Source organism: Bradyrhizobium sp. SZCCHNS1022, from assembly GCF_032484835.1.
GTDB lineage: Bacteria > Pseudomonadota > Alphaproteobacteria > Rhizobiales > Xanthobacteraceae > Bradyrhizobium.
The window spans coordinates 1,249,883-1,263,119 of record NZ_JAUETT010000001.1 but is presented as its reverse complement, the minus strand read 5'-3'; the positions used below and the strand labels follow the sequence as shown (position 1 = coordinate 1,263,119).

Annotated in this window: 4 protein-coding genes; all 4 read left to right on the top strand. The window is 63.3% G+C overall.

Annotated elements, in window-relative coordinates; translation table 11 throughout:
* Window positions 1-149: 149 nt before the first annotated feature.
* The 4 genes from QX071_RS05625 (at window position 150) to QX071_RS05610 (ending at window position 13,093) form a co-directional block, all read left to right on the top strand.
* Window positions 150-5,435, top strand: coding sequence for a DEAD/DEAH box helicase (locus QX071_RS05625; RefSeq protein ID WP_316171414.1), 5,286 nt, complete (start codon window positions 150-152; stop codon window positions 5,433-5,435).
* 6 nt (window positions 5,436-5,441) lie between these two features.
* The gene (locus QX071_RS05620; protein ID WP_316171412.1) at window positions 5,442-8,264 is read left to right on the top strand and encodes a DEAD/DEAH box helicase; all 2,823 of its coding nucleotides are present in this window, start codon (window positions 5,442-5,444) and stop codon (window positions 8,262-8,264) included.
* Window positions 8,265-8,269: 5 nt separating this feature from the next.
* On the top strand, window positions 8,270-12,226 hold the full coding sequence (locus tag QX071_RS05615; RefSeq protein WP_316171410.1) for an Eco57I restriction-modification methylase domain-containing protein: 3,957 nt from the start codon (window positions 8,270-8,272) through the stop codon (window positions 12,224-12,226).
* A gap of 105 nt (window positions 12,227-12,331) precedes the next feature.
* Entirely contained in the window at window positions 12,332-13,093 is a 762-nt protein-coding gene (locus QX071_RS05610) for an HNH endonuclease (RefSeq protein WP_316171408.1), read from the top strand.
* Window positions 13,094-13,237: the final 144 nt, after the last annotated feature.

The window sequence follows — 13,237 nt, the reverse complement described above, 5'->3', positions numbered from 1 at the left end:
CCGCGATCTCCGGGTGGACCGATGCAAAGCGGGCGGATAACGCAATGGGGACAGGCCCGGTCGTTAGCACCCAAGGTTGAGCCCTACCCCGCACAATGGTAATCGGAACCATACCACAGATTCCAGCGCGAAAGATTCGGGCCCCTCCAATGAATGTATTTGAGCTGGATGACGCGCTCGTCAAGGATTACTCGACCTTCGCTAGGTCATTCACAAACATAAAATCCGAGGATATCGAGAATAGCGTCAAGTTAATCTATCAATCTGGCCGCTTTTGGCCGGAACCTCTGCTTCAGCTCAATCCGCATTACAAGAGCGGCGGTTCAATCCTGGATTTGGTGCATGACGGAATGCTCGATCCGGGTTGCGCGGCCTATTTCCGCGATTTTCAAGCACTCGCCAACGCGCCCGACCAGTCGCTGAAGCTGCGCCGACACCAGCGCGAGGCCATCGTCAAGGCCGCTGCCGGCAAGAGCTTCGTGGTGACCACAGGTACCGGTTCGGGCAAGTCCCTGTGCTTCTTCATTCCGATCGTGAATGCCGCTATCCAGGCACGCCGAACCGGCGAAGCACCACGCACGCGGGCCATCGTGATCTATCCCATGAACGCCCTCGCCAACAGCCAGATGAAGGAACTCGAAAAATTCCTGAGTCCGATTGAGGGCATGCCGGGCGTCACGTTCGCGCGCTACACGGGGCAAGAAAGCAGCGACGAGCGGGATGCCATCAAGAATAATCCGCCCGATATCCTGCTAACCAATTTTATGATGCTCGAACTGCTGATGACCCGTCAGAGCGATCTCGACAGGACCGTCATACGGAATTGCGAAGGTCTGAACTTCATCGTGCTGGACGAGCTGCATACTTACCGCGGGCGTCAGGGCGCCGATGTGGCGATGCTGATGCGGCGCGTGCGGGAGCGTCTAGAGGTAAAGGACAGACCGATCCAGTGCATCGGTACTTCCGCGACGATGGCGACCGAGGGGCGCAAGGATGATCGTGACGCCCTCGTGGCTGACGTCGCATCGCGGCTGTTCGGAACGCTCGTGGCCTCCGACTGTATCATCACCGAAACGCTCAGGCGCGTCACAGACGAGACACTGACCGTCGAGCGCATTCGCGCGCAGCTCGGCCCCGCGATCGACAACGGGATTGGCCAAAACCTCTCGAACGCCGATCTGGCGAGGCATCCGTTGGCGGTCTGGGCCGAGACGCGGCTCGGGTTGAAACCATCAGACGGCGGTGGCGCCTGGGTTCGCGCCGAACCGCGCAGAGTAACTGAGGCTGCCGAGCAGCTCGCCGAAGAGGCCGAAAGGCCGATCGAGGCATCCCGCACGGCGCTGCAGGCCTTCCTGCTGGAGGCGTCGCGTCCGGAACGTGACCGCATCGCTGGTGGCTCGCCAGATGCATTCTTTGCGTTCAAGCTGCATCAGTTTCTGGCGGGGGCCGACCGCGCCTACACCACGCTCGACGCCCCGGGCTCCCGCCGGGTCGTCATGGACGGGCAGAAATTCGACCCGGAGGACAAGACCAAGCTGCTCTACTCCCTCCGTTTCTGCCGGCAATGCGGGCAGGAATTTCACCCTGTCAAGCTCGTTGCCGAACAGGGGCGCGAGTACTTCGTCGCCCGGGACATCGACGACGTGCCACCGGAAGGTGACAGCCCCAAGGACGACGACGAAGCGCGAGAAACCTACGGCCTTCTGATGCCCGAGCCGTCGGGTGACTTCGCTTTTCAGGGCCGGGACGAGGACTATCCGGAGCCTTGGCAGGAAGCCACCCGCAACAACGAGATCCGCCTCAAGGCCTCGTATCGTCGGCATCGCGCCGTTCTCAAACCGGCGGCGACGGACGGCCAGGTCACGGGAACGAGCCACCGCGCCTGGTTCCTGCCGGGCAAATTCCGGTTCTGCCCGGCTTGCGGCGACTATGCCGTCGGCGGCGGCCGTGACATCAACCGGCTCGCGGGGCTCACCGCCGAAGGCCGAAGCTCGGCGACGACGATCCTCGTCTCGTCGATCATCCGGTGGATGAACGGGCCAGGTGCTCCCGAGATCAAGGATCAACATCGCCGCAAGCTGCTCGGCTTCACCGACAACCGCCAGGACGCGGCCCTTCAGGCCGGTCATTTCAACGATTTCGTTTTTGTGACGCAGCTGCGCGCCAGCATCCTTGCTGGCATCGGCCGGGCGGGCGCGGATGGGATCGAAGAAGGCATGCTGGGCGCGGCGATGCAAAACGCCCTTGGCTTCGTGCGCGGTCGCCAGGATCGGCGATCGGAATGGCTGCAGGAGCCCGATCTCAAGGGGGCTCATCTGATTAACGCCGAGGCGGACCTGCGCGCGGTGCTGCTGCATCGCTTCTGGATCGATCAACGGCGTGGTTGGCGCTTCACCCACCCGAACCTGGAAGAGCTCGGCTTTCTTCGTGCCGACTATATCGCCCTTGACGAACTGGCAACCGACGACGCGGCATTTGCCGCGGCGCCGGCGCCGCTGAGAGCCGCGTCGCCCCAACGGCGTATCGAAGCTTTCCGGATCCTGTTTGACTACTTGCGCATGGGACTCGCGGTAAATACCGCCGCACTCGACCGCATGCAAATCGAGGGCTTGAAGCAGCGTTCCGAGGGCAGGCATCGCGCTCCCTGGGGATTCACCCGCGACGAGCGGCCGCGCTTTGCCACTCAGCTCATCATCGATGCGCCGTCGCGCCGCGATATCAGCCTCAGGGACGAAGCGCTGTTGCTACGCGGCGGGTCGCGAAGCCTGCTTGCCCGGAGGCTGCGCGTTCCCGACATCTGGGGCGTTCGGCTGAACGTGAACGAGTATGACGCCGTAGTTACCGCGATGCTGGCGGCAGCTGCCGACTACGGCCTCGTAACGTCGGCCGGGACGCCATTTGGCAATGGTTCCCAAGGCTGGCAACTGCAAGGTAATGTCGTTCGCTTTCACCGTCAGGCACCCCAATCGAGATCCGGCCGGCGTGCTGCGCCGAACCCTTACTTTGTGAGCCTCTACGAGAATCTGTCGCGGCTTCTCGACGAAGGACCCGAGCAGCTTGCCCGCTTGGAAGGCCGCGAGCATACCGCGCAGGTCGAATCGACGGTGCGCCAGATCCGCGAAGAGCGCTTCAGGTTCGAACCCGACGACGTGCAGAAGCTCGCCGAGCGTGGCGCGCAGATGCAGGAGTTTGGCGAGGACGATCGCTTCCTGCCAGTTCTGTTCTGCTCGCCCACCATGGAGCTGGGCGTCGATATCTCCGCGCTTAATGCCGTCTACCTTCGCAACGTCCCGCCCACTCCCGCAAACTATGCCCAGCGCAGTGGGCGCGCCGGACGCAGCGGACAGGCAGCGCTGGTACTCACCTATTGCGCTGCGCAAAGTCCGCATGACCAATATTTCTTCCGCGACCAGCGCCAAATGGTCCACGGCGTCGTGCGGCCACCCGCAATCGACCTTTCTAACCAGGAATTGGTGCAGAGCCATCTCAATGCGATCTGGCTCGCGGCCACCGAAGCCGCGCTCAAGTCGAGCATTGCAGAGGTCCTAGATCTGGGATCACGCGGCAGGCCGATCGCGGCGGAGATTCGTGACAAGCTAGCTGATCCGGCCATTGCTGTCCGGGCCCCCGCGCGCATGGAGCGCTTCCTGGCCCAATTCGCTGACGCGCTCACTCCTGAAAAAGCTCCTTGGTTCGACAACGCCGTTGATTTCAGCCGTCGGGCGGTCGACGGCGCGCTGCAACGCTTCGAGACGAGCTTCGATCGTTGGCGCGACTTGTTCGAAGCCGCGCAACGGCAACTCGATGATGCCCATCGCATCATCAGCGACCACACGACCGGAAGCCGAGAGCTGCACGCCGCGAAGGAGCGGCATCGTCAAGCGGCGAACCAGCTCGATCTTCTCAAAAGCCGCAGCGATTCGCAGTCTTCCGATTTCTTCACCTACCGCTATCTGGCGACGGAAGGCTTCTTGCCTGGCTACAATTTCCCGCGGCTGCCGCTCCTCGCCTATGTGCCGGCGACGTATGACGGCGTGCACAGGCAGACCTTCCTGCAGCGCGCCCGCTTTCTCGGCATTTCCGAATTTGGTCCCGGAAGCCTCGTCTATCATGAGGGCCGCGCGTTCCGGGTGGCGAAGGTCATGCTGACGCCGAGCGCACGCTCCGGTGATGACGGGCGCCTCGCGACCTACGCGATCAAGATCTGCCGGGAGTGCGGCGCCGCCCATGAGGAGCAATCACGCGAGATGTGCCATGCGTGCGGTGCCTGGCTCGCCGACGCTCATCTGATCCGAGACGTTTTTCGGATCTCGAATGTCGAGACCGTTCCGCAGGACCGCATCAGCATCAATGACGAAGAACGACAGCGGCGCGGATTCGATCTGCAGACACTGTTCGCGTGGGCGTCACGCAGCGGCCGCATCGATGTGCGCACGGCAGTTGCGCGCGAGGGCGACACGGATCTCGTTAATTTGTCCTACGGATCCGGCGCCACGATCACCCGGATCAACAAGGGCTTGCGTCGTCGCACGAATCAGTCCGATTTCGGTTTCGTCATCGACCCCCGGACCGGGTGGTGGGCAAAGTCCGAAGAAGATGATGCCGAGGAAGGCGGTGACGGCTTGACTACCAGGCAAAAAGTCGTGCCGGCGGTCGAAGAGAGCAAGAACGCCCTGTTGCTGCGGCCGGCGTCGGCCTTCGGCGTCCTCTCCGTGAATAGCATGACTACGCTCCAGCACGCGCTGCTCCGGGGGCTCGAAACGGTGTTCCAGCTCGAGCAGGGAGAAGTGCTCGGAGAATCGCTGCCGAGTCGCGACGACCGCCGTGCCATTCTGCTCTACGAGGCGACTGAAGGCGGCGCGGGCGTTCTGTCCAGGCTCGCGACCGAGCCGGACGCACTGGCGCGCGTAGCGCGGGCTGCGCTGCGCATCATGCATTTCGAACCATCTGAGGATCTTGCCGGCGTGACCGCGGAGACGTTGCCCGAAGAGAAAGGCACTGAATGCGTTGCGGGTTGCTATCGCTGCGTATTGTCCTATTACAACCAGCCAGAGCACGACGCGATCGACCGACGGGAGAATGCCTTGAAATCCGCCCTACTCCAGCTCGCGCGGTCCGTGACCACTGCAACAGTGCACGCGAGCGCGCCTCCGTCGGCTCCCGCCACTGCCGCGGAAGCTCCGGACCTGAACGACTGGCGCCTTGCACTCGCAGGGCGGGGCCTCGACGGCACGGAGTTCAAGTGCTCTGCCTACAATGGGGCGGCAAACGTCATCATCTGGCCGGACTATTGCGTCGCCGCCAGTCTTGGAGAGCCACCGGCACCCGACAGCAACAAGCTGCGGCAAAGCGGGGTCGACCTCGTCGTGTTCCCCGAAAATCAGGAAACATGGGACGCCGGCTTTGACCAACTCTCTCGCTTGCTCCGCGGCTGATACGCGATGACTGAGTCCGCGCTGGCATTTTCTCCAGGCTCCCTTGTGCGCGCGCGCGGTCGCGAGTGGATCGTTCTGCCGGGCGCCGCCGGTACCGTACTTCGGCTGCGGCCGTTGTCCGGTGCAGAAAGCGATGTTCAGGTTGTCGACGCCGCCTTGGAGCAGGATGGTGTTGCCCCCGCAACATTCGATGCGCCGTCACCAGAGCGCCATGGGACTCAGGCCGACGCCCTGCTATTGAAGGACGCCCTGCTGCTCTCTCTGAGGCGCGGCGCCGGGCCATTCCGCAGTGCCGGCCGTATTGGCTTCGAGCCGCGCGCCTACCAGCTCGTGCCGCTCTTGATGGCCCTCAAGCTCGACATCGTCCGCCTGCTCATCGCCGACGATGTCGGCATCGGCAAGACCATCGAGGCCGGGTTGATTGCGCGCGAATTCCTCGACCGTGGCGAGATCGAGCGATGTACCGTGCTCTGCCCGCCGCACCTTGTCGACCAATGGGTTGAGGAGCTTTCCTCGAAGTTCCACATCCATGCCGTGGCCGTAACCAGCGCAAGCGCGGGCAAGCTGGAGCGCGACCTGCCACAGAGCGAGCGCATTTTCGACGTCCACCCCTTCACCGTGGTCAGTCTCGACTACGTGAAGAGCGATCGACGCCGCCACGACTTTCTCCGCGCCTGCCCGGATTTCGTGATCATCGACGAAGCGCACTCCTGCACCGGCGCCGGACGCGGCATGCAGCAGCGCTACCAGTTGCTTACTGGTCTCGCCGAAAAGCCCGAGCGCCACATGGTGTTCCTGACTGCGACGCCGCACAGCGGCGACGCAGAGGCCTTCTCGCGTCTGCTCGGCCTTATCGATCCGGCCTTCGCGGCGTTGAACGAGGCGACGGAAACCGAACGCAGAACACTGCGCGAGCGGCTTGCCGCCAACTTCGTCCAGCGCCGCCGGGTCGACATCGATGCCTGGAGTGAGAAGGGACTGTTTCCCCGCCATGAGAACGACGAGCGGACCTACCGCCTCTCCGGCGAGTATCAGAAATTCTTCGAGGACGTGCTCGACTATTGTGCCGAGGTGACCGAGCGTGCCGGCACCGACGAGCGCCGCCGCCGGCTTGCCTTCTGGGGCACGCTGGCCTTGATGCGTTGCGTCGCGTCGAGTCCGGCCGCCGCGCAGCGGGCGCTCATCACGCGTGCGAATCTGGATGCCGATCCGGCGGAGGAACAGGCAATCCGTGATCGCGTGCTCGACGGCGAGGCTGACGATCTGAACGAGGATGACGCCGAGCCAGCTGGCGCCATCGAGGACCCTCGCCTCAAGAGCCTTATCGATCAGGCGTCGTCGCTCGCCGTTGCGACCAAGCTCGCCCGCGACCCGAAGGTGAAGCTGCTGACGGAGGAGATCACGACGCTCGTCGGCGATGGTTTCTCGCCGGTCGTGTTCTGCCGCTACATCGCGACCGCGAAGGCCGTTGCCGAGCGCTTGCGCACGCTGCCCGCGCTCAAGGGGATCTCGATCGACGCTGTGACCGGCGAGCTGGCGTCTCCGGATCGCGAGGCCCGCGTCGCGCTGCTCGCCGCACAGGAAAAACGCCTGCTGGTTGCTACCGACTGTCTCTCCGAGGGCATCAATCTTCAGGAATCCTTCGACGCCGTCGTCCACTATGACCTGTCCTGGAACCCGACGCGGCACCAGCAGCGCGAGGGCCGAGTCGACCGGTTCGGGCAGCCGAGTAAGAAAGTCCGCAGCCTCCTGCTTTATGGAGAGAACAACCCGGTCGACGGTGCAGTACTCAACGTCATCTTGCGCAAAGCCGAGGCAATCCGCCGCGACACCGGCGTACCAGTGCCATTGCCCGACGACGAGCGCCGCATGACCGAGGCGCTCATGCAGGCTGTGCTGCTACGGCGCCGGCGAGACACCGGCCAGTTCTCATTCGACTTCACCGAAACCCCTGCCGCGCGCGAGATCGACCGGGCCTGGCGCGATGCATCCGAACGCGAGAAGAAAAACCGCACCATTTTCGCTCAGCGACAGCTCAAGCCCGAGGAGGTCGAGCCCGAATGGGAAAAGGCGAGAAGCCTGCTCGGCGGACCGGCCGAGACGCGCCGGTTCGTCGAGCGGTCGTTGCGACGCTTGCGCGCGCCGCTCGATCCGGTCGGGCGCGCGTTCAAGGCGCCGCTGGCGAGCCTGATCCCGATCACCCTGCGCGAGCGCCTCGAGGAGGAAGGATTCGAAGGAACCGTTCGGGTCCAGTTTGGCGATGCGCCGGGAGCTGGACGACTGCATCTCCACCGGGCTCATCCGCTGGTTGGCCTGATCGCCGAGGCCCTTGTCGAGACCGCACTAGACGATGCCGCGGATCCCTCCGATCCTGCAACCCTGCCGCGCTGCGGCGTCTGGCGGACCCGTGGCACGACCCAGATCACGACGTTGGTGCTGCTTCGCGTCCGACATCGGATCGAGACCAGTACTCAAGGCAAACGCCATTCGCTTCTTGCTGAGGAGGCCGCTCTGGTGGCCTTCGACGCGGATGGAAGTCGGCTCGAAACGGCGAATCTGCCGGCGCTTCTCGAATCGCGCCCCGAGAGCGACCTGCCCGAGATCGTCAGGAACCGCCAACTCGTGGCCGCGGCCGGCCGGCTCAGGGGGCTAGCGGCAGAGCTCGACGCGGTTGCGCGTGAGCGCGCCGAAGTGCTGACCGCTGATCACGCCCGGGTCCGCGAGGCCGCCGAGACCCGCAGGGCGCGCGTCCGTGGCGCGGTTGAGGTCGAGCCGGTGCTGCCTCCGGACGTCATTGGCTTCTACGTCCTGCTTCCTGTGGTGGACTGAGCCTCATGGCCCGACGCCGTACTTCGACCATCGCGTTTGATGCCATCGCCATCGAGGGCGCGTTGATCGCGCCTGACATGTTCTCCCAGGTCGCCGCGATCGATGCCGGCGAGCAGCAGGATATCGACTACGAAACCCCGCCGGGGCTCAAGCTGCGCGACGAAATCGGGCGCTATTTCCGCATCGGTGAGGCGCTGTGGGCGACGTTCGACCGCCTGCAGGAGAAGGATGCTGGCGGCGCCGTTACAGTGAATTTCGTAACCCAGCTGCTCACAAGGGTTTTCGGCTTCGTCACGCTCGCGCCGGCCGAGGCGATGACCATCGGCGGCCGCCCATTCCCGGTGCGCCATGCGGCGCTCGACGGCCGCGTTCCCCTGGTCATTGCTGCATCGCCTGACGGCATCGACCGGAGCCTGCCGCAATTCGGCGACGGCGTTCATCGCCGCTCGGCCACGCTGCTGCTGCAGGAGAGTTTGAACGCCAGCGACAGCGCCCTGTACGGCCTCGTCAGCGACGGCCGCACCTTGCGCCTGATGCGCGCCAACACCGCGATGACACGGCCGGCCTGGATCGAGGCGGATCTTTCACGCATCTTCGGCCAGCACCTGTTCGCCGATTTCTCCGCGCTATGGCTGCTGATCCATCAGAGCCGTTTCGGCAAAGCGGGCAGCCCGCCCTCGGACTGCGCGCTGGAGCGCTGGCGCGACAAGGGCCGTGAGCAGGGCGTCAAGGCGCGCGAAAGGCTGCGCGACGGCGTCGAGCAAGCGCTGAAGATTCTCGGCGAGGGCTTTCTTCAGCATCGCGACAACGCCGCTCTAGTGCAGGCCCTGGAGACCGGCGCGTTAGACGAGCACGGCTATTTCCAGGAACTGTTGCGCATCGTCTACCGCTTCATCTTCCTGTTCACCGCGGAGGACCGCGGTCTGCTGCGGCCGAAGGAACAAGACGAGGCGCCAGAGGCCAAGCTCTATGCGGAGGGCTATTCGCTGGCACGGCTGCGCACCAAGGCGGTGCGTTCGCTTGCGCGCGACCGCCACCACGATTTCTGGGAAGGCGCGCGCATCGTCTTCCGCGGCCTTGCGCGTGGAGAGAAGCGTCTGGCGCTGCCCGCACTGGGCGGCCTGTTTGCGCCCGACCGCACGCCGCATCTCGATCAGGCGCGCATCGAGAACGGGCATCTGCTCGCCGCCGTCGAGCATCTTGCTTGGATGCGCCAGGACGGCGCTCGTATGCGCGTCAACTGGCGCGACATGGAGACACAGGAACTGGGCTCCGTCTACGAGAGCCTGCTTGAGCTCACGCCACGCGCCTCGGCGTCGGAGCGGACCTTTGCCTTTGCGGAGGGGGCCGAAACCGCCGGCAACGCACGAAAAACTTCTGGATCCTACTACACGCCAGATCCGCTGGTGCAGCTCTTGCTCGACTCCGCGATCGACCCCGTGGTCGAGGAGACGATCGCCAAGAATCCCGGCCGCGAGGTCGACGCGCTGCTCGAACTCGACATTCTAGACCCCGCCTGCGGCTCCGGCCATTTCCTGCTTGCCGCAGCGCGACGGCTCGCGGCTCGCATCGCGCAGCTGCGCTCGCCGGGCAGTCCGAGCGCCGAGGACTATCGCCATGCTTTGCGCGAGGTCGCTCGCCATTGCCTCTACGGCGTGGACCGCAATCCGATGGCGGTCGAGCTGTGCAAGGTCGCGCTGTGGATCGAGACAGTCGAGCCCGGAAAGCCACTCTCCTTCCTCGACAACCGGATTCGCCAAGGCGACAGCCTGATCGGGATCTTCGATCTGAAGATGCTGGCAGGAGGCATTCCGGACGAGGCCTACAAGGTATTGACCTGCGACGACAAGGCAGTGGCGAGCCACTACAGAAAGCTCAACAAGGCGCAACGCGACGGCAAGAAAGACCAGCATCGCTTCACTTTTGCCGGCGCCCCGAACGATCTGGCCGACGCATTCGTCGCGGTCGACGCCATGCCGGAGGACGACGTCGACGAAGTGGCGGCCAAGGCGGTTGCCGACGCGGCGGCGCGCGGCAAGACCGGCTGGTGGCAGCTTAAGACGGCGTGCGATCTCTTCGTCACGGCATTCTTTGTCTCGAAAACCGGAAAATTGCCTGATCGGTCCCAAGGCATTCGCGGCGATACCGACCAGCGCATTCCGACCACCGATGTGGTGTGGAGGGCCGCGCAGGCGGAGGTGCCTGACCATCAGCTGGTGGCGCGTGCAGTTGATGTCGCTGGCCAGGCGTCGGCGTTCCACTGGCCGCTGGAGTTTCCCGACGTGATGCGCAAAGGCGGATTCGACGCGGTGGTGGGCAATCCACCGTGGGAGCGCATAAAGCTGCAGGAGCAGGAGTTCTTTGCGTCTCGCGCACCTGAGATAGCGTTGGCGGCCAACAAGGCGGCGCGCGATCGACTCATTGCAAAGCTCGCGGACGCACCTGAGGACTCGGCCGAACGGCGGCTCCACGATGGATTCCTGCTTGCTAAACGCAACGCCGACGCGGCGAGCCTGTTCGCACGTGAAAGTGGCCGTTACCCGTGCACCGGAACGGGCGACGTGAATACGTATGCTCTATTCGCGGAGCTCTTTGCGCAAGCTGCACTAAGTCGCGCTGGCATGATCGTCCCAACTGGCATCGCAACCGACGCGACGACCGCAACTTTTTTTGCGCAGTTAGCTTTGACCAAACGGATCGCACAGCTCCTGGACTTCGAGAATCGGGAGCATATTTTTCCCGCGGTATACTACAGAGTAAAGTTCTGCTTGCTAACGCTTGCGCGGCGCGTCGAGCAGACAAGCTTTGCGTTTTTCCTAACTAAACCGAGTCAAGCTACCGAGGCCGAGCGCCGCTTTGTTCTATCGGCGGATCAAATTGCCTGTTTCAATCCGAACACGAAAACCGCGCCGATTTTCCGCTCCCGCGCGGATGCGGAACTCAATGCGAAGATCTATGCACGGGTACCCGTGCTTATTAATGAAACTAATGGAGCCTCGACTAATCCCTGGCAAATCGATTTTTCGCGGCTTTTTGATATGGCAAACGATAGCGCTCTCTTCCGAACCTCTGCACAGATCCTTGCGGCTGGAGGCGTGCGAGATGGGATAGGTTGGCGGGTGCGATCAGAAAAATCCGGAGGCACGACGACCCACTATGTTCCACTTTACGAGGCAAAGATGATTTCCGCCTATGATCATCGGTCCGGCTCATACGGCGAGCGCGGCGATGCGAGGGGATTTCGTGTGCTACCCGACACCACAGCCAATCAATATGCTGAGATAGGATTTGAACCCGAACCATTTTATTTCGTGCCGCTTTCGGAAGTAGTGGATCGATTGCCAAAGGCATGGAACAGATTGTGGTTGCTCGCTTTTAAGGACGTTACGGCTGTTACCAACGAGCGAACCGCAATTTTTGCAGCAATCCCAAGGGTTGGCGTCGGTCATTCAGCGCCGCTTATGTTTCCGATGGTGGAACCTCCCCATGTTGCGGCGTTGCTTGCATGTCTAAACTCGCTCGTATTGGATTACTGCGCGCGGACCAAGGTCGGAGGGGTTCATCTCACCTATTCTTATCTTAAGCAGTTTCCGATACTTCCGCCTTCGGCGTTCGCCGCTTCTGATCTCGCGTTTGTGGTGCCTCGCGTTCTTGAACTCAGCTATACTTCGAGTTCCATGCACGCGTTCGCTAACGATCTCGGCTTCAATGGCCTACCGTTCCGTTGGAATGAGGAACGTCGCGCTTGGTTACGCGCTGAACTCGACGCCTATTACGCTCGGCTCTACGGTCTTACCCGTGCTGATCTTCTGTATATTCTCGACCCTGGATCCGCGAGAGGCGATAATTATCCATCGGAGACCTTTCGGGCCCTGAAGGACAGCGAAACGCGCCGGTTCGGCGAATACCGCACCGCCCGTCTCGTGATGCAGGCGTGGGACGAGCTTGCCGCGAAGGGGTAGGTGGCGTGAAGACTGGGGCGCCGATAGAACGTAGCTGGAAATGGACGTCCTAAAAAGTGAGTTGGATCATCACACGAGGCACCGAGTTCGCTTGAGCCCAAACACATGTCCCTCTCAGCCGCCATCATCACCGAGATCGAACAGGCGGCTGGCCGCAACGGCTTCCCTGTCGACCCCGTCGCCCACGGGGATTGGCTGTTGCTTCGAAGCCCCTGGACCCGGCACGAGCTTCTGGCCACGCGCAACGGCGCTAGCTTCGTGGTGGCGACCTTCTCGCCCGCGGTGGCGGCGGAAGCGGCCCGAGTATTCACTGTCTGGGAGGGCGAGTGTCCGGCCGGGGCCGCACAGGCCTTTGCGGCTCTCGGATCAACCGCGCTCCACGCGTTGATTGGCCGGCTTTATCGGCTGGCCCTGTCGCTGCCGCCGGAACCCCTGCTCGAATTCGAGACGCGGGTTGCCGACCTGCCCCGCAGCACGGAAGCCGACCGCCTTGTCGTCCAGCGCGTCGGCCAGGACGTCTTCCGCAACAGCCTCATGGAATATTGGGGCGGCCGCTGCCCGATCACCGGGCTTGAACAGCCAGAGCTCCTGCGCGCCAGTCACATCAAGCCCTGGGCGGACTGCGCGACCGATGCCGAGCGCCTCGACGTATTCAACGGCCTGCTGCTCGGGGCCCACATCGACGCTGCCTTCGACTCGGCTTTGATCAGTTTCACAGACGACGGTGTGCTAATCATGTCCGGCCGACTGACGCAGCGATCGCGCGAGGCGCTTGGGCTGAGAGAAGACGTGAGGCTTGCAGGCCTCACGCCTCGACACGCGAACTACCTCGCTTGGCATCGAAGGCTGCTAACCGAGGGCACTTGAGAGATCAGACCGTGCTGTTATTTCTCATCACCCGGGAGGCGATAGGCAACAAACGATGCTACGCGATCGGACGATGGGCTTCCCGATGCGAACTGGTGCGAGAGGCCCTCGGAGACCGGGAATTACGCCTCCCGGTTCGGGCAT

What these genes read in the sequence shown, in the direction of transcription:
- QX071_RS05625 (WP_316171414.1), top strand. Translation starts at nt 150, where the DNA reads ATGAATGTATTTGAGCTGGATGACGCGCTCGTCAAGGATTACTCGACC.
- QX071_RS05620 (WP_316171412.1), top strand. Translation starts at nt 5,442, where the DNA reads ATGACTGAGTCCGCGCTGGCATTTTCTCCAGGCTCCCTTGTGCGCGCG.
- QX071_RS05615 (WP_316171410.1), top strand. Translation starts at nt 8,270, where the DNA reads ATGGCCCGACGCCGTACTTCGACCATCGCGTTTGATGCCATCGCCATC.
- QX071_RS05610 (WP_316171408.1), top strand. Translation starts at nt 12,332, where the DNA reads ATGTCCCTCTCAGCCGCCATCATCACCGAGATCGAACAGGCGGCTGGC.